Origin of the sequence: Candidatus Accumulibacter sp. ACC003, assembly GCF_907163085.1 — a bacterium.
GTDB lineage: Bacteria > Pseudomonadota > Gammaproteobacteria > Burkholderiales > Rhodocyclaceae > Accumulibacter.
This window is the reverse complement of record NZ_CAJQTX010000005.1, coordinates 1-17,685: the sequence shown is the minus strand read 5'-3', so window position 1 is coordinate 17,685 and position 17,685 is coordinate 1. Positions and strand designations below refer to the sequence as shown.

At 65.3% G+C, this 17,685-nt stretch carries 14 protein-coding genes, 2 tRNA genes and 1 pseudogene; 5 read left to right on the top strand and 12 right to left on the bottom strand.

The genetic code is table 11. The features are described 5' to 3' along the window. Window positions 1-90: 90 nt before the first annotated feature. On the bottom strand, window positions 91-387 hold the full coding sequence (locus QZ656_RS09910) for a type II toxin-antitoxin system RelE/ParE family toxin (protein ID WP_291993245.1): 297 nt from the start codon (window positions 385-387) through the stop codon (window positions 91-93). Window positions 388-389: 2 nt separating this feature from the next. Next, a complete protein-coding gene (locus QZ656_RS09905) occupies window positions 390-674 on the bottom strand; it encodes a ribbon-helix-helix protein, CopG family (protein ID WP_291993244.1) in 285 nt (94 codons plus the stop codon). 371 nt (window positions 675-1,045) lie between these two features. On the opposite strand from QZ656_RS09905, the gene QZ656_RS09900 reads away from it, so the two are divergent. The 3 genes from QZ656_RS09900 to dtd are packed head-to-tail and all read left to right on the top strand — an operon-like array spanning window position 1,046 to window position 2,969. Beyond that, a complete protein-coding gene (locus QZ656_RS09900) occupies window positions 1,046-2,038 on the top strand; it encodes a cation diffusion facilitator family transporter (protein WP_291993243.1) in 993 nt (330 codons plus the stop codon). Between the two features lie 26 nt (window positions 2,039-2,064). Further along, window positions 2,065-2,520, top strand: a complete 456-nt coding sequence (gene arsN2 / locus QZ656_RS09895) for an arsenic resistance N-acetyltransferase ArsN2 (protein ID WP_291993242.1) — start codon at window positions 2,065-2,067, stop codon at window positions 2,518-2,520. Next, window positions 2,517-2,969 (top strand): D-aminoacyl-tRNA deacylase, encoded by a 453-nt coding sequence (dtd, locus tag QZ656_RS09890; protein WP_291993241.1) that lies wholly within the window; start codon window positions 2,517-2,519, stop codon window positions 2,967-2,969. The genes arsN2 and dtd overlap by 4 nt, the downstream gene beginning before the upstream one ends. Before the next feature lie 94 nt (window positions 2,970-3,063). Here the strand turns inward: dtd and bfr are convergent, their stop codons facing one another. The 3 genes from bfr to QZ656_RS09875 all read right to left on the bottom strand — a co-directional run bounded on the left by bfr (window position 3,064) and on the right by QZ656_RS09875 (window position 4,008). Beyond that, window positions 3,064-3,543: a bacterioferritin gene (bfr, locus tag QZ656_RS09885; protein ID WP_291993240.1), complete on the bottom strand. Its 480-nt coding sequence runs from the start codon at window positions 3,541-3,543 to the stop codon at window positions 3,064-3,066. A 292-nt stretch (window positions 3,544-3,835) separates the two neighbouring features. Further along, window positions 3,836-3,911, bottom strand: a tRNA-Glu gene (locus tag QZ656_RS09880). A 21-nt stretch (window positions 3,912-3,932) separates the two neighbouring features. Beyond that, window positions 3,933-4,008: transfer RNA gene (locus tag QZ656_RS09875), tRNA-Ala, on the bottom strand. Between the two features lie 159 nt (window positions 4,009-4,167). On the opposite strand from QZ656_RS09875, the gene QZ656_RS09870 reads away from it, so the two are divergent. Beyond that, window positions 4,168-5,241, top strand: a complete 1,074-nt coding sequence (locus QZ656_RS09870; RefSeq protein WP_291992010.1) for a Druantia anti-phage system protein DruA — start codon at window positions 4,168-4,170, stop codon at window positions 5,239-5,241. Continuing rightward, window positions 5,205-5,954, top strand: coding sequence for an ISAs1 family transposase (locus QZ656_RS09865; protein ID WP_291991589.1), 750 nt, complete (start codon window positions 5,205-5,207; stop codon window positions 5,952-5,954). The genes QZ656_RS09870 and QZ656_RS09865 overlap by 37 nt, the downstream gene beginning before the upstream one ends. Window positions 5,955-6,190: 236 nt before the next feature. On the opposite strand, the gene QZ656_RS09860 is transcribed toward QZ656_RS09865, so the two are convergent. The 7 genes and pseudogenes from QZ656_RS09860 to QZ656_RS09830 all read right to left on the bottom strand — a co-directional run. Continuing rightward, window positions 6,191-8,344, bottom strand: a complete 2,154-nt coding sequence (locus tag QZ656_RS09860; protein WP_291991554.1) for a helix-turn-helix domain-containing protein — start codon at window positions 8,342-8,344, stop codon at window positions 6,191-6,193. Window positions 8,345-8,610: 266 nt separating this feature from the next. Continuing rightward, window positions 8,611-10,131, bottom strand: a complete 1,521-nt coding sequence (locus tag QZ656_RS09855) for a transposase family protein (RefSeq protein WP_291991619.1) — start codon at window positions 10,129-10,131, stop codon at window positions 8,611-8,613. After that, window positions 10,128-11,036: a DUF4338 domain-containing protein gene (locus QZ656_RS09850; protein WP_291991618.1), complete on the bottom strand. Its 909-nt coding sequence runs from the start codon at window positions 11,034-11,036 to the stop codon at window positions 10,128-10,130. The genes QZ656_RS09855 and QZ656_RS09850 overlap by 4 nt, the downstream gene beginning before the upstream one ends. A 200-nt stretch (window positions 11,037-11,236) precedes the next feature. Further along, window positions 11,237-12,013 carry a DUF3750 domain-containing protein gene (locus tag QZ656_RS09845; RefSeq protein WP_291993239.1) on the bottom strand — a complete coding sequence of 259 codons (777 nt, stop codon included), beginning with the start codon at window positions 12,011-12,013 and terminating at the stop codon, window positions 11,237-11,239. A 155-nt stretch (window positions 12,014-12,168) separates the two neighbouring features. Continuing rightward, window positions 12,169-14,610 (bottom strand): tetratricopeptide repeat protein, encoded by a 2,442-nt coding sequence (locus QZ656_RS09840; RefSeq protein ID WP_291993238.1) that lies wholly within the window; start codon window positions 14,608-14,610, stop codon window positions 12,169-12,171. Window positions 14,611-14,822: 212 nt separating this feature from the next. After that, on the bottom strand, window positions 14,823-17,120 hold the full coding sequence (pbpC, locus tag QZ656_RS09835; protein WP_291993237.1) for a penicillin-binding protein 1C: 2,298 nt from the start codon (window positions 17,118-17,120) through the stop codon (window positions 14,823-14,825). Beyond that, window positions 17,117-17,685 (bottom strand): annotated as a pseudogene (locus QZ656_RS09830) (alpha-2-macroglobulin family protein); the annotation flags it as partial. The gene pbpC and the pseudogene QZ656_RS09830, both read right to left, overlap by 4 nt.

Below are 17,685 nucleotides of genomic sequence, written 5' to 3'. Positions count from 1 at the left end.
GCCGCGTCGCTGCGCTCCGCGCAGTGACGGTGTCGAGCGCCGTGGGGTGGGTCGCGGCGCTGCGGCTGGCGCCCGCACGGTCAGGCCAGCCTAGTCACCGACGAAACCCGCTTCCCGCTGACTGCGTACGGCAAGGACAAAAACGATGTCCAACTCGGCAACATAACGGTACAAGGCCAGATAGCCGTGCGCCCGACGCCCGATCACCAGTTCCCGCATGCCGTCTCGTGCCGGTCTGCCGATCAGCGGGTTGGACTCCAGTACGTTGATCGCTTCGACGATTTCCCGTATGCGTGATGCAGCTTGCTCGACCTTATACCTGGCGAGGTGGTCCAGGATGCGATCAAAATCGTCACCGACCTCAGGCGCCAATTCGATGCGCGACATTGTCAGCGCACGCGCTGGCGTGGTGTGGGGGCGGGCACCGAATTCCCGGCAAGGCGTTCTTCGAGAAAGGCGCGCATTTCCTGCCAGGAAATCGTTTCTCCAGAGGTGGTGATTTTGGCATAGCGATTCTCTGCGGCCTGATTGAAATCTGCGCGTCGCTCTTCGTGTTCCGCCTTCTCCGCAATGGCGGCGAGGATGAAACCATGGGTGGTGGTACCGGAACGTTTGGCTGCTTCGGCAACGCGAGCTTTGAGGTCGTCCGGCAAACGGATCGTCGTCGTGGGCATGGTTGACTCCAGTCATTTCATAAGCGAGAAACAACTGTAGCACCTTCGTGCTACAGCAAGCCATCCAAAGTCATCTACGCTTTGGACACGTTTCCGCCAACCGCTCATTGGCCGGTCAAATAGGCTTAGCGACAGGCAGGCGCGTCGCGCCATTCAGCTCGTTCCGTCCTTCAGAGAAGCCGTATGGAAGTTCCGCCGATAGCGACCTTTCCCTGTTGCACAAGCATTTGCTCTCGCCCGTCGGTCTGACTTCAGGGCGTCGTCCGCAATCTGCGTCAAACTACAGACCACAAGCTCATCCTTCTTCCGCAGCGGGGAAAAGAAAGATTCGAGAGTCGCGGCCGCGACTTTCACATTAAAATGCCGGCACCATGAGCGAGCACACTCCCCACGATCACCATCCGCACGAGCAACACGATCACCACGCCGCTCACGACCATGAGCACGACCACGACCACAGCGGCCACGCCCATCACCACCACGCCGACGCCGGCCCACGCCTGATCTGGGCGCTGGTATTGACGCTCGGCTTTGCCGCCGTCGAAGCGGCGACCGGTTTCTGGTCGGGGTCGCTGGCGCTGCTCGGCGACGCCGGCCATATGGTCACCGACAGCGCCTCGCTGGGCCTCGCCGCTTTTGCCGCCTGGCTGTCGCAGCGGCCGCCGACGCAACGCCACACCTACGGCTACGGCCGTGTCGAGACACTGGCGGCGTTGGCCAACGTCGTCTTCATGGTGTTGGTGGTGGTCGGCATCTCGGTGATGGCGGTGCGCCGCGTTCTCGAACCCGGCGAAGTCAACGGCGAAGCGGTGACCGTCGTTGCGGCGATTGGCCTGTGCCTCAACATCGGCGTCGCCTGGTTGCTGATGCACGGCGAGCAGACGATGAATACCCGCGGCGCGCTGCTGCACGTCCTCGGCGACCTGCTCGGCTCGGTCGCCGCGCTGGTCTCCGGGGCGGTGATCATGTGGACCGGCTGGATGACCGTCGACCCGCTGCTGTCGCTGCTGATCTGCGCGCTGATGCTCGTTTCCAGTCTGCGCCTGTTGCGTGAGGTCCTGCAGGCGCTGATGGAAGGCGTACCGGTGAGCCTGTCCACCGAGCAGATCGGTCGCCTGCTGGCCGGCGTGCCGGGCGTCGCCTCGGTGCATGATCTGCATATCTGGACCTTGTCTTCGAACCGCATCGCGCTGTCGGCACATCTGGTCGTCGAATCGCTGGCGCACTGGCCGGCGGTGCTCGCCGCCAGCCGCCAGGCGCTGGCCGAGCAGAGCATCACGCACGTGACGTTGCAGCCGGAACCGCTGCACAACACGGTGCGCTGGCTGGCGCCCGGCGAACAACGCGGCGTACCGGGAAGCTGAAGAGCGTGGCATCGGCGCCCTTGGCGATGAGCGAGCCACGGCTCGACGAGTTGCCGGCCTTGCTCGCCCTGCTTGATGAATGCGCCCTGCCGATCGCCGACCTCGAAACGCAGCATTTGCCGGCGTTTCTGGTCTGTCGCGACGATGCTGGCCTGATCGCCGCCGCCGCCCTCGAGTCGTGTGGCGGCGAGCTGCTGTTGCGCTCGTTGGCCGTAGCGCCGGCCTACCGACGGCGCGGGCTGGCCGCTCGGCTGCTAGAGGCGCTGGAGGAACGGGCGAGAACGATGCGGCGAGAACAGGTCTTTCTGCTGACCACCTCCGCGCAGGACTTCTTTGCGGGCCACGGTTTCCGGCCGCTGGCGCGAAACGCGGTGCCGGCGGCGATTGCCGAAACCGCCCAGTTCCGCCGCCTGTGCCCGGCATCGGCGACGTGCATGGTCAAGAATCTGGAGTGCGCGCCGGAACGTGCGGCGTCACCATGAGGGTCGTCGTCCAGCGCGTCGCTGCGGCGCGTGTCGAAGTCGATGGCCAGGTCAGCGGCAGTATTGCTAGAGGCCTGCTGGTCCTGGCCGGCTTCGAAGCCTGCGACGCCGCCGCCGACCTCGACTGGATGGCCGCCAAACTGGGCAGGCTGCGCATCTTTGCCGATGCCGAGGGCGTGATGAATCGCAGCGTCGTCGATGCCGATGGCGAGGTGCTGGCAGTCAGCCAGTTCACGCTCTTCGCATCGACCCGTAAAGGCAACCGTCCTTCATGGAGCCGCGCGGCGCCACCGGAAGTCGCGCAGCCGCTTTTCGAGCGCTTTGTCGCGCGGCTGGAAGTGGCACTCGGACGCCGCGTCGCCACCGGCGTCTTCGGCGCTGATATGCAGGTTCACCTGGTCAACGATGGCCCGGTGACGATCAGCATCGATTCGCGCCAGCCGGAATAGCGGCAGGGTGCCCGGAGCGCGGCCAATGCGGGCACGCGCGACCGGGACGATGGAGGCGATACGCCCCTCTGGCCCCGACCGCGCTGGCGGATGCTCAATCGCCGGATGCCACGCCCATCTGCGTCTGCAGATAGTTTTGCACGCCGACCTTTTCGATCAGCTCGAGCTGCGTTTCGAGGTAGTCGACGTGATCTTCGGTGTCGTTGAGGATCTCCTGCAGCAGGTCGCGAGAAACGTAGTCCTTCACCGACTCGCAGTGGGCTACGCCGGCGATCAGGTCGGCATGCGCGCCGCGCTCGAGCTTGAGGTCGCCGCTCAGGCACTCGGGAACGTTCTCGCCAATCAACAGCTTGGGCATCTCCATTTTCGGCAGGCCCTCAAGAAACAGCAGGCGCTCGATGATCTTGTCGGCGTGCTGCATCTCTTCGATCGATTCTTCGTACTCGTGCTTGCCGAGGGCGTTGAAACCCCAGTTCTTGTACATCCGCGCGTGCAGGAAATACTGGTTGATTGCTGCAAGCTCGTTGGCCAGCTGCTTGTTGAGCAGCTGAATGACCGTTTTGTCGCCTTTCATGGGGGGCTCCGTTTGAGGTTGCCACGAATCGAGTCGCGGCGGGTAAGCGGGTGGAAGAGCAGGGCGTACAGGGATTCCGCAAGACGTCTTTCGCCAGCTCGGCGCTGGTCGCCATCGCTACAGACAGCGCGTTGTAGGGGCGTACGCGCAATTCACGTCGGCGGCCAGCTGGCCTGGACACTCCGCGGGGCTTTCCGAGATCGGGAAAGACGAAGGGAAAGCGGAAAGGGAAGGAAACAACGAGAAAGCGAGGCCGCAGCGCGGTGTTCCGCTGCGCCGTATAGGCCAATACTGGCGTCCCCACGGGGATTCGAACCCCGGTACCTACCGTGAAAGGGTAGTGTCCTAGGCCTCTAGACGATGGGGACCCGGAACTTCTTTCGGCTTGTTGGTGGAGGTACGCGGGATCGAACCGCGGACCTCTTGCATGCCATGCAAGCGCTCTCCCAGCTGAGCTATACCCCCTGGCCCGAAAGAACGCGGATTATAGGCAGACGATTGCCTGCTGTAAAGCGCCGTGAATGCGAAGCCAGGGTGGATTTGTCCTCTCAGGCAACGCACGGGCAATCAAGCAGTTAGTTCTTCCCCCTGGACATCTGCGCCGGAAGTCCGTATAAATGGCGCATGGAAAGCGTTCTTGGTGCATTGCGTGTTCGCTTGGTGGGCAAGAGCGAAGAGGCTCGCTATCGGGAGTTGATGGCAGAGCATCACTACCTGGGCGACCTGGCGAAGATCGGGCACACGCTTTGGTACGTGGCCACCTACGGCGAAAAGTGGACGGCCCTGCTGAGTTTCTCTGCGGCGGCCTGGAAATGCGGCGTTCGTGACCGCTGGATCGGCTGGGACTATCGGCATCAGTACGATCGCTTGGGCCTGGTCGCCAACAACAGTCGCTTTCTGATCCTTCCCGATTGGCATTACCCCAATCTCGGCTCCAAGGTGCTCTCGCTGTGCGAGCGACGGGTCGCCGAGGATTGGCAGGCGCATTTCGGGAAGCCGCTGTTACTGCTGGAGACCTTTGTGGACCCCTCGCGCTTCCAGGGGACAGTCTATCGCGCCGCGAACTGGACGCCTCTGGGGCTGACGCAAGGCTTTCGCCGCACCCGAGAAGGCTACAGCGCCCACCCGACGTCGCCCAAAGTTGTCTTTGTTCGCCCCTTGCAGGCGGACGCTCGCGGCCAACTTTCCCGCTCGATACTCAACCCCCGCTATCGCACAGGAGCGCCCAGGATGATGCTCACCGCCGAACAGATGCGCACGCTTCCCGATTTCTTTGCCGGCATCGCCTACCCGCGGCGCGCGCAAGGAAGGCGTCACCCCCTTCCTGCCGTTCTGGCCATCGCCACGGCGGCGGTCTTGTGCGGAATGCGGGGCTACAAAGCCATCGCCGGGTGGGCCAAAGACCTCACACCGAAAGCACGCGAGCGTTTCCGCTGTCGTCGCGAGAAGGGCGTTTACCGCGTACCCAGCGAGTTCATCATTCGTGACGTCCTGATCCGTGTCGATCCCATGGCGCTCGATCAAGCGTGTCAGCAGTGGAACAAGGCCTATGCTCAAGACGACCCCAGTCTGGCGGTCGACGGCAAGACCATGCGCAATGCCCATGACGAGCACGGTCAGCAAGCACACATCATGAGCGTGGTCGGGCATCAGACCGGCGTGTGTCACACCCAAAAAAAGTCGGCACCTTGCCCGTAAATGGCGGGGACGAGCTCAAGCAGACCAATGAAATCGGGATGTTCATACCCCTGCTCGATGCGATCGATATTCAGGGCAAGGACATCACCGCCGACGCGCTACTGACACAGCGCAAGCTGGCGACCTACCTGGTGGAGCGCAAGGCGCACTATCACTTCACGGTCAAAGGCAATCAGCCAACACTGCAAGCCGATATCGCGCTCCTCTTCCAGGATCGGAAGGGGGCAGACTTCGTGGCGGTTTCGCCACCTGACCATGGTCGGATCGAGACTCGGCGTATTTGGTGCAGCAATGCCCTCAACGCCTATCTCGACTTCCCGTATGTCGGCCAGGTGTTCTTGATCGAGCGCGAAGTGCTGCACAAGAAGAGCGGCAAGCGGACGCACGAAATCGCTCTCGGGATCACCAGTCGCCCTCCAGAACAGGCCAGCCCACAGCAAATCCTCGCCATCAATCGCGGCCATTGGTCGATAGAGAACCGCTGTCACTACGTCATCGACTGGAACTACGACGAGGACCGTAGCCGTATTCGGACTGGTTACGGACCCGAGAACATGTCACGCCTGCGCCGCTTTGCCGTCGGAATCCTGCACCACTTCTCCGACGGCAAAACCAGCATTTCCGAAAAAATGCGCCACCTCAACCGCAACATCCGATTGGTCTTCGACTACCTGCGCATGACCAAAAATTCTACAGGCCACGTATCACCTTGATCCCGGCACGAGAACAAATTTACCGTGAATGCGAAGCAGCCCTGACGCATGACCTCCCCGAATCGACAGCACTTGCCGGTTACGCCCACTTTCGCCGCCGAGGCGGCCAGATGGGGGTTGGCTAGCGGCAAGGGAGCGCTTGCGGCGCGGGGGTTTGGTGTTCAGTCAGTGGGACAGGAGAGGTCGAGGGAGCTCCGTTCAGATTTCCTGATCTCGGAGGAAACCGGGTTGGCACTTCAGACAAGAGTGAAGGTCATTCTTGCCCCGGTTTCCGGATGCGGAAAATCTTGCAGGGTGAGTTCCTCGAGGAGCGCGGCGATAGCGCGATCATGAGCTGGGCTGGCCATCCGGTGAATTTTGATGGTCAGGGTGTTGGCTAGCGCGTTCGGTTCGATGTCAGCGGAAGAAACGAACAATTCGCGAATGAGCGCACGTGCGTCGTCCTCCTTCTTCAAGTGGCGGCGCAATAGCGCCACCATGGCGGTCTCGGCCCGGTAGGCGACCATTTTCACGGTATCGCAGAGCATCTTGTTCAGCGGCGGCAGTTGGGTCGGTCGCTCGGCCTCGGGCAGACTGTCGATCGTCATCTTTCGGGGGCTTGCCTTGCGCGCCGCGCAAAGTCGCTTGAGCTCCTCCTGAACGGCCTGCAGTGCTTCGACAGACTCGGCGTTTTTCTGGATTTCGCCGCCGTCGTTCAAGGCCGTCCTGGCGATTGCGGCCTGCAGTTTTCTTTCGCTCTGGCGGGTTTGCCTGACGGCCTTGTCGAGTTCCCGCCAGCGGGGGTTAACGACCTGGTGAGTGCCGGGAAGAGATTCGTCTCCGTACTCGATAAGCCCATCAATATCATAATGTTCCATCATGTACGCGAAGTAGTTTTCCTGGCACCAACGGGCGAACATCCGCCCAGCGATGGTGGTGTTTCCGAGTTGCCGGGCGGTCGTGATCACGGCTGTTTGATGTCCCGTCTGGGTCAGCCGACGAACTTCGCTCACGGCCAGGCTGCCATCGCCTGTGCCGAGTCGGGTTTCGCGCATGGCGAGTTTCATCCCGGTGCTGCCGCCTGCCGGCAGATGGACTTCCTGTTCCTGAAACACCTCTTCGGACCAGAGGTCCTTGACGTTCTTGCGGTAGGTCAGTGCGCCGATGCGCTGTTTCCAGAGTCTGCCGAGGAGACTCTGGGTGGCCCCTTCCCGATCGAAGACCATGACAAACCGGTGCAGGGTCGGGTCGGCGTCCAGTTCGGCCGGCGTCGGCTGTCCCGGGACAATCTCCAGCAGTTGGGGGACGATGTCCTTGAGCAGGGTCTCGGCGAGTCCGTCATTGAGCGGCTGCGAAACCACAAAGAACGGGCGACCCAGGGCATCGTTAACCCAGTAGTCGGTGGTGCCCCGCAGGCACAGGCGTTCGCGCGAGACGTAGCGCTTCGACAGCCTGGCCTGCTCGCCGTGATACACCCGAACATGACCATCGACATACAGGTAACCCGCTTCTTCTGGCTCGCTTTCCATCCAGAGCTTCGCGAGATCCCGCATCCAGGCTGCCGGGTCACCCGTCTTGGCCAGCAGATGGACCTTTTCCCGCAGGGTGCGGACTTCCGGTACCCGGTCCAGGCCGATGACTTTGCCGAGTTCTCCGGGCGAGGTTTGTCGCAGATGTTCCGGCCGCTTGATTCGCCCCAGGGCCATGAAGCCGAGGACGAGAAGGATGTGCAAGGCGCTGTAGAATCCCCGGGGCAGCTTGAGATGGCGATCCAGGCCGGTCAGTAGCCCGTTCGCGCACAAGGCCGGCAAGCCGGCCAACAGCCCCCCCATCGCCACATCGTGGCTCGCTTCGAAGCGCGTCGTCGCACCGGTCGCCAATCCCAGCGCCGTTTGGATCCGCTCGTCGGCGCGCGTGCAGGCGGTGCCCATCCCCGCGGCGGCTTCCGCATCCGCCCGGCTGCGCTCACTCTTGGTGCTCGCCGCTTCCAACTCCCCTGCCTCTTGCGGCAAGGCGGCCAACTGCGGCACGCCCTGGCGCCGGATCGCCTTGCGCAGCGTCGACTCCTGGACGCCCACCTGCCGTGCCACTTCGGCAGGACGCTTTCCCTCGCTCAACAGCCGCGCGCATTCGGCACTCTTGTCCGGCGTCATGATCCGCGGCCGGCTCGCCGCCGCCGGTCGAAAGAAAGACGATGGCCCGGCTTTGCGGCTTTGTCCCACCCAGTTCATCAGCGTGCGGTGCGGGATGCACAGCGGTGGCCTTTCCAGTTCGACCGCCTTGACGTGCCCGTTCTCCATCAGGCTGGTCAGAGCGAACCTGCGGCCAGCGTCGTCTCCTACGGGGTGCGAGAAGTAATTGTCTCCCCCAACAAAGTAGATCGCTTGGCCATCCTTCTCCAGAATCGCCAACCCTTCTCCCACTTTCTGCGCACCATCCGGAAACCCTGGAAGCCACGATTGCCTCAACGTCTGCTCCTCCTTGCACTCCTAGCGAAGCTTGGTTTATGCCATAAGAAAATCATGGCCGTCAAAATAAAGTGCCACGTGCAATTCCGGAATTCTACCTACATTCCCGGCCGGGATCAGGAAATCTGCCGTTACGATCGCCAGGCGAGCCTTTCCCGGCGCGGGGTGCGCCGCGCTTGGGAAGATGTGTTGGGCAGGCCTGGGCAAGGTTATTCGAGTTGCAGCAGGAACGGTTCGGCGAGAAGCAGACGCAGGCGTGCTGGGTCAAGCCAGGGCGCAGCACAGGAATTACGGATGAAGGCGATGGCGCCGCGCACACCGAGTTCTTGATACAGGTTGCGTAACTGCCGGGTGAAACGTGCCAGGGTATTGAACACATGCGCCAGGCGCATGAGGAGGTGATAGCCTTTCATGGCATTCCAGTCGAGGGCAAAGGCATGCTCGTAGTGGTAGCCCTGATGTTTTTCGACGAGGAAGCCCGCTTCGATGCCCCAACGGTGGCGGGCACCGAGGTTGCAGCGCTCATGGACATTGTCTTGTCTGAGCGGTTGGCTGGAGAGCCAGGCGTGGCGCGATGTTTCGGTGACGGTCCTGGCCTGTTCATCGATCTTTTCCCAGCTTTCCTCACAGACCACCAGGTTCAGCTTGAGACGCTGACGCCCGTTGGCCGCGAAGGCGTAGTCGATGTCGTTGACCCAGCTGAAGTGTTGTCGGCGCCTTCCCCAAGCGCGCTGCACGGCTTGTGGCTTCAGGGCGTGGAGTGCGCGGAACTCCTGCCAGACCGTGGACAAATCCTTGTCCTTAAGCACGATCATGAACTGCCAGTGGGCGCGCAAGCAGCGCTGCATCACCGGCCCGTTGGCGTAAAGGCCGTCGAGCAGGAGCAGGATCGGCAGGCGGGGGAACAGCGTCTTGAGCCGGTCGCTCAAGCGCACAAAGCCGCGCAGCTCGCAGTCCTGCTTTTGCGCTTCGGTATCGCCCAGCGCGTGTTCGAGGAACTCGCTGAGCAGTGGGACGACCAGGCCGTTGTGGAAAGCCAGGCTGGCCTCGAGGACGTAGACGAAGTACTGGGTGTGGCGGGTTTCCTCCTTGCCGACGGTGCGCTGGAGGAGTTCCTCCGCCCAGAGGGTGTCGCCGGCGACCTTCTGCGAGCCGTCGATGGCGATGGGGTAGCAGTGGTTGATCAGATAGCGGCGGAAGCTCTTGCCGCGGATCAGCCGCTTCACCAGATCGACGTGGGCCTGCTCAAGGTGGTCAAGGTCGATGTCGCGCAGCAGCCGAAACAGGGTGTCGGCGTGTGGTAGGGTCTCGATCTCCGGGAACAGCAGGTGGAGGTTGGCCATGAACTGGGGACGGGATATTTCGCGGTTGGTCTCGCGCCGAGAGGAGAACTGAAAGACGAACATCAGCAGACCGTAAAGCAGCAGCGCGGTCAGCTTGTGGCGGCGCTTCCTGGGGTCTCTCGGGTCGGGAATTTGTTCCAGTTGCTCGAGCAAGGCGGGTAGCTCTTTGCGCAGGAGACGCGTCTTTTTGCTCACGGCGTCCTCGCGGGCCTCCCTTTCCTCGCCGACGGTCGCGAAGGCTGAGCATCGGTTGGGCAGAGAAGTGGGGGAGTGGAGGACTTGTCCACTCGCGCGCCGTTTCGCGTTCAGTGCCTTTTCCTGCCGTTTCTTCTCTGAGCGCAGCTCCTTGAGGGCAGCGCGTGTCGGGCGACGGCAGGGTTTGCTCATGGCCGGGAGCTCCCAGGGGCGGCACACAGCCGGTCGCGACAATCGGCGCTCAGCGGTTTGAGCCACACCTGGCGGGGCGTGCTGCGATACGACTGGCCGGGGCGGGCCAGCCCGCGCCCGCTGGTTGCCCCGAGCAACTGCCAACCGGCCGCGCGGTAACAGGTGCCGGTATAGTGACGAGGATCGACGAAAGTCTCCAGCAACAGGGGCTCGAAGCCCCAGTGATCGAGCCAGTCCGCGCGTGCGCGGCGCGCGAGTTGTCCGAGCACATGACTGGCCAGATGCGGCACCCGGACGTGGGGAAAGATCAGGAAGCGGCTGTTGTTCACCACCCGCGCCAGGTTCTCGCGGCGGGCCTGGGCCGTCCAGCCGATCCAGCGGTCGCGCACGGCGACCGCGCGGGCAGCGCCGGCCAGCAGGACGCTGCCGAGCCGCCGGTCGCCCGCCGTGATGAAGTAGCGCAGGCGGTAGCCGAAGGCCCCCTGGAAACCCAGTGGGTGCCAGCGCGCCACCAGCGCATCCCACTGCGCCACCAACGCCGCGTCGCGAACGACTTCCAGGCAGACCGGTGCGAGTGCCGACAGGGCGCAGTGCACGGGAAGCTCCCCGGTGACCGTATCTACGGGTGCCGCGGGCGGCGCGCAACGGCGTGCTGACGACGGCCTTATCGCCGGCAGTGTCAGCAGCCCGGCCGCCTGCAAACGCTCCAGAAACTCCAGGCAGGCGCTGATCTTCGCCGTCCCTGTCAGAGTGGTCCACCCCAGGTGCTCGCAGACCGTCGCCGCCAACTCCTTGCGCGCCAATCCCGGCAGCCACGCCACCGTCCCGCACACCTCGGCGATCTCCGCGGCGCTGAATACGCGACCGCAGTGCACCCACTCCCCTTCGCTCGTTGCAACCACCACGATACCTCCGGCTGAAACGTGGACCAATGACCCTCCACCTATCCTGCCAGAAGTCCCCCCGGCTGTCTAGCTCCCTTGTGCGAAACCTTTTTTGCCTGCCCACCGCAACGCCTTGCCAGTACTGGGCTGGCGCAGTCATGCTTCAGCGCTGAATGCGAAGCCTTGGCGCATTGACGACGCGTCGGCGAGCTGCGTCGCCGCTAATCGTGGCTGGCCATCCCCAGACGGCCCAAGCCAGGTAGCTTGAGTGCCGGCGGCGAGACGTCGATACCCAGCGACAGGCCCAGCACATTGACCTCGACGCCTTCTTCGGCGGCGATCGTCAAGCCGAGCAAGCCGAGCAGCGAAAACTGCAAGCCACCGCCGCTCGGCGCGCTGGCAAACAGATCGCCTGCCGGCAGGTAATCCTTGCCGATTGCCGTCGGCGGTAGATCGAGGTGCAGTTCGGGTGCCGCCCGACCCAGGTAGGCGATGAAGGTATTGCTGTTGGGACCCGGCCACAGCCGATATTCGTGCTGGTACGGATAGGCCTGCGCCGCCGCGTGCAGACGGGCGATCAGCGCGTCGACCTCGGCGCCGCCGCGGACTTCACGAATCAGCGTCGGCGCGTTGCCGTACCAGTAACCGTCGGCTTCGCCGTGTTCGATGCGCACCGCATTGATGCCGCGCTGCACGCCCCAGCCGACCACTTCCAGGCGCGTGTAACGTTCGCCGTGCATCGGTTTGGTGGCGATCCAGGTATGCACGCCGAAGGCTCCGCGCCAACCGAAAGCACGTGCCGCGTAGACCTGGATCAGCGCTGCCGGCGTTTGTTGGGGGTCGGGCGCCTGGCCACTGCTGTCTTGCCGTGCCGTACGCCAATCATTGGCCTGGGCGTCATTGCCAAGATGCTGGCTGACCGCGACGCCGACCGGGACGACGAACAGCAGCGCCAGGCTCAGCGCCAGTCGTCGCGACCACGATCCCGCAATTTTCATGTGCATTACTCTCTTGCTCTCCGGCCGGCCATTCAACAGCCATTGGTCCGTGAGCCGCGGCAAAGGTTCGCGGTGCCGACCGGTGCGCCAGGGTACCGTTGATGGGCGAGCCGGGCCGTCACGCCCGCCGCCGATTGGCCACGATGGCGGGGGAGCTAAAGCCGCGCGCTCGACACTTCGAGAGCCGTTGCCAGGCACTCCTCGAAGGCGCGCACGACGGCGACGTTGTCATCGACCGCTGGCGCGGCGGCGAGCACCGCCGCGCGCAGCGCCCGTCGGCGATCGCCATCGCGGCATTCGCCGGCCAGGCGCGCGGCAATCGTCACGTAATCGGCCACCGACGAGGCAACGTAATCGCTCAGGCCGGCTTTGCGCAGCAGGCCCGCGGCGAGGCGCTGACGCAGGTAGTGCCCTTCCAGGGCAACGATTGGCAGACCACGATGGATCGCCTGCCACGCCGTCGTGTAGCCCGAAAAAGCCGGGCAGTCGAGGTAGACATCGCAAAGATCGAGCAAGGCGAGAAACTTTGCCGGCGACAGCCAGGGGATCAGCAGCAGATGGCGGGCTGGATCGAGTCCGTGGTCGCGGAACTGCGACTGCAGGCGCGCCATGATCTGCTCGCTGGCCCACGGACAAAGCGGATCGCGGAGAACGATGAAGACGCTGGCGCCGCTGGCCAGCGCGATCTTCGCGTAGATCGCATCGTCGGCGGGAGCGAACTTGATGGCGCGCTGAGCGATGACGAAACGCGTGCCGTCCATCGCCAGCAAGGCCGCCTCGACGTCGGCGATCGGCTCGGCGACGAGCGCTCGCGGCGTCGTGCAGCAGCCGGTGCCGGGCAGGCGCAGCAGCCGTTCGCGATAGTGCGCATCGGCATCCGGCGCTTCGAGCAGGTCGCCCGAGAGAAAGACGTCGATGCTCGCCAGGCCGGTGCTGATCGGGTGCCCCCAGCTGGCCACCTGCAGCGGCGCCAGGCGATGCGCGGCCAGGAAGTACGACAGCGACGACATGCCGATCTCGGGGTAGAAGATCACGTCGGCGCGGTCTTCGCGAGCTGCGGCCAGCCAGCCGCTGGCGTCGGCAATCGTCCGCCGGTCGCGCCAGTGATCGACCAGCGTGCGCGCGAAAGCGGTTTCGTCGTCCTCGACGTTGCCAAGGTGATAGACCAGGACCTCGAATCGCGTGCGATCGAGATGCCGCAGCAAGCCGCGCAAGACGATGTCCCATACCGAGTGGCGGCGGATGTGATGCGATATCACCAGCAGGCGAATCCTGTCGCGCTGCGCTCGCGCTGGCGGCAGATCTCTTTGCGGCCCCAGGCATGCGGCGAGCAGGTCGGCGTAGCGCGACAGCAGTTCGCGGTGATTGCCGTAGCGGTAGGCGAGCATGAATGGTTGCTGCGCCGCCGCCAGGTCGGCCAGGCACGGCTGCCGCGCGGCGTCGGCCTGCAGCCAGTCCGACAGTTCGTCGAGTGCCTGACTGAACAAGGCCGGCACCGCCGTCGCCTCGGCGGCGGTTTGCGCGATCACCGGCAAGGCCGCGGTGGTCAGCGCCAGTCGCGCGCTGATGCGTTCGGGCTGGACGCGCAGTGCCTGCAGAAAAGAGTCCCTGGCCTCGTCCGGGCGGCCGAGTTCGAGCAGTACGCCGCCGAGTCGTTCGAGAATCTCGGCGTTCTGCGCTTGCCGGCTCAGCGCCCGGCGATAACACGTTTCGGCGTCGGCAAAACGGTTCTGTTCGACGAACAGCTTGCCGAGATTGGCACTGGCGTTGGCGTAGTCGGGGTTCAGCTGCAGCGCACGGCGATAGCACTCTTCCGCGTCGCCGAAACTCCCGAGTTCCTGCAGCACATTGCCGAGGTTGCCGAGCGCCGCGACGTAGTTCGGCTCAACGCGCAGCGCCGCGGCAAAGCAGTCCCGCGCTTCCTCGGGACGCGCCGCGTCGCGCAGGATATTACCCAACGCGAAATGCGTGGCCGCGTACTCCGGTGCCAATTCGACGGCCCGCCGGCAGTTGGCTTCGGCTTCGCCGAATTGGCCGAGCTCGCCGAGCGCTGCGGCGAGCGACATCAGCGCTTCGGCGAAGTCCGGGGCCTTGTCCGCAGCGCTGCGCAACAGCGCCACCGCGTCTTTGCAGCGGCCGAGCAGCCGTAGCGTGTCGCCAAGGTGGAACTGCGCCGCTGGATTCTCGGGCTGGATTGCCAAGGCCCGCCGGAAACTGTCGGCCGCGTCGGTAAAACGCCCGCTTTCGACGAAAGCCCTCCCGAGACCCGTCTGCGCGTCAAAATCGCCGGGCGCCAGCGTCGTCGCGCGCTGCCAGGCGAAGACGCTATCCTTGCCCTGCGCCTGCAAGCTGGCGCCGAGCAGCGTCCATAGAAAGCCCGATGGCGGTGGCCGCTCGACCAGCACGCGCAGAGCCGACTCCAGCTCGGCGTAACGGCCAGCTCTGAACATCGCCAGCAAGCGCTCCGGGTCGATCGACGCCGACGAGACGCTCGCCGGACGACTCGGCGCGCTTCCGACAGCACCGCTACTCAGGCAGCAGCTCTTGTATTTGCGGCCACTGCCACACGGGCAGGCGTCGTTTCGTCCAGGTTTCATCGCGACTCGTTGGCATCGCCAGCGCTCGCCGCGCTGGTTGTTGTTGGTTTTGTGGCAGGAGGGCTGCCGGGACGCGAGACCCGGCGCCGGCCACGAGAGTATAGGTGGCGCCTCCAGGTCCCGGCAAGCAGCGGCGCGATCGATGCACGCACCCACACCGTCATGGCGAGGAAATCGCTTGCGCTCGGTGAATCCAGGCCCGCCGGCCGTATTCAGCGCACGCTGATTTCGACGCTGTCGTAGCGACCGGCGTCGTCCATGACCGTGATCTGGTAGCGGCCGGCGTCGTTGAAGCGCTGCTGCAGCGCGTGCCTGGCGGGCAGGCGGGCGATCTGGCGGCCGTTCAGCAGCCAGATCAGCTCTTCCTGGCCGCCGCGCGCTTCGAGGCGTAGTTCGGGCGCCGGGCCGTTGCCGGCGCGGCGGATGCTCTCGCCGTCGCTGACGCCGACGATTCGCAAGCCGCCCTCGGGGGCGCGCGCGCTGCGGCATGCGGGCGCCCATTCGGGCGGCAGCGCGCGCTGTCGCGTCGCGCCGTCGAGCCAGGGTTCGACGGCGGCCGGCCAGCGCGCCATGTCGACGGCGTGCATCTGACCAGCGGCGCAAGCGGCGCGGACGCGCAGGCCGCTGCTGGCATCGCGGTAGTCGACGTAGCGCGCGGCGCCGGCGCGCAGGCGGTCGGGGAAGGTCGGTGGCGCGGTGCCGTTGAGGAGCCACGCCGTTCGCTGCTGATGACAGAGCTCGGGCGGTGTCGCCTCGCGGCGTAGCCCCAGCGGCCAGCAGATGATTGCCGGCGAAACGCTCGCTGGCGGCGTTCGTGCACGCGGCGCGGCGTCGTCGATCGCCGAGAAGATATCGACCAGCAGCGGCGCGGCGATGTTGGCGCCGAAGAAACCGGGGTTGGGTGTGCCATCGGGCCTGCCGATCCAGACGCCAATCGTGAAGCGGTCGCTGACGCCGAGCGCCCAGGCGTCGCGGAAGCCGAAGCTGGTACCGGTTTTCCAGGCGATGCCGCGGCGTTCGCCGACGCCGTCGTCGACCAGTCGCGCCAGCGGTCCGCCCGATTCGAGGATGTCGCGGATGATGAAGGCGGCGCCGGCGCTCATCATCCGCGCCTCTTCGAGCGGCGCGTCGGCAAAATAGCGCGGCCGGCCGCTGACGCCGGCGCGCGCCAGCGCGGTGTACGCGCCGACCAGACCTTCGAGGCTCACCGCCGTGCCGCCGAGAATGACGCTGAGATTCGGCGCCGCGCCGCGCGGCAATTCCAGCTTGAGTCCGCCGCGGCGCAGCAGCGCGACGAAGCGCCTTGCCCCGAGCTGCTCGAGGACTTCGACCGCCGGTACATTGAGCGATTTGCGCAGCGCTTCCGAGGCGCTCACCGGGCCGCTGAAGTCGGCCTGGAAATTGCCCGGCTGGTAACCCGAGAAAGACTGCGGTACGTCGGCCAGCAGCGATTCCGAGTGCGTCAGCCCCTCGTCGAGCGCCAGCCCGTAGAGGAAGGGTTTCAGCGTCGACCCCGGCGAGCGAGCGGCGCGCACCATGTCCACGTGCGCGAAGCGCTCGTTGTCGGTGAAATCGGCCGAGCCGGCGTAGGCGCGGACCTCGAGGCTGGCGTTGTCGACGACCAGCGCGGCCATCGACACGCGCGCCGGCAGGACCGCCAGGCGCGTCGCCAGCAGGTGTTCGACGGTCTGCTGGATGGCCGCGTCGACGGTGCTGTCGACGCGCGCCGCAGCTGGCTTGAGCCGCCGCAGGCGTTCGGCGAGCAGCGGTGCGAGCAGCGGTTCGCGGATGCTCAGGGCGATCACCGGTTCCTGGCGGGCGTCGGCGATCGTTGCCGGACTCCAGCGCACTTGCAGGCGATCGAGCACCTTGTCGCGCGCCGCGCGGGCGCGCTCGGGGTAGCGGTCGGGCCGTAGCCGCGACGGCGCCTGCGGCAGCACGGTCAGCAGCGCCGCTTCCGAAGCGCTCAGATCGCGCGCCGATTTGCCGAGATAGGCGCGACTGGCGGCCTCGACGCCCTCGACGACACCGCCCATCGGCGCATAGCTGAGGTACAACTCGAGGATCTCGCGCTTCGAGAGGCGCAGCTCAAGCTGCACGGCACGGGCGATTTGCCGCAGCTTGCCGGCCAGCGTCCGCGGCGTCTCTTCGAGCAGGCGGGCGACCTGCATGGTCAGCGTCGAGCCGCCGGAAACGATCTCCCCTTGCCGCAGCCATTGCCAGCCGGCGCGCAGCAGTGACCACGGGTTGACGCCGGGATGCCACCAGAAGCTGCGGTCCTCGTAGGCGACCAGCGCTTCGAGGTAGCGCGGCGAGACGTCTTCGACGCGCACCGGGTGGCGCCAGATGTGCGCCTGGTCGGGGAAGGCGCGCAGCGGCGTGCCGTCACGGGCGACGACGAGCTGTGCGTGTGGCGCCGCGCCGCCGGCCAGCGGCGGTGGCCACAGCTGGTCGGCGACGAGCAGCAGCGCCAGCGCTGTGGCCAGCGCCAGCTGCGGCTGGCGCTTCATTTCGCGGCGCCGGCTTCCCTGCCGTCGACGATCTGCAACGTTTCACCGCCGCCGGCCAGACCGTAGACCTCGGGCTGGTACATGTCTTCGGCGTAGCTTGGCGGCACCACGAAGCGTCCGGGGGTGACCGCGCGAACGCGGTAGAAGAACTGCATCTTGCCGGCGATCCGGGCGGCGACGACGAAGCGGTCGTCGCGGAACTCGACGTGCCGGATATCGCCGTGCAGCATCGCCTGCCGCGGGTCGACGCCGTCGATGGTGAGCACCGACTGTTCGCCCTGGACGATATTGGCGTTTTCGATCTCGAGACCCGCCGGGATGTGGTCCACTATCAGGCCGTTGGCGTAACGACCGGGCGTCTTGACCTGCAGGCGAACGATCGCCGTCTCGCCGACGCGCAGCGGCCGATTGCCGAGCGGCTTGCCGTCGGCGGCGAACCAGTCACGCTGCAGATCGAAGGCGTCGCGCCGCGCGGCCGGCATCTGGAGCGCGTTGCCGCTGGCCTGCAGTTCGACGAACAACCGTTCCTTGCCGCCGTTGTTGATCCGGATGCCGCTCGTCAGCT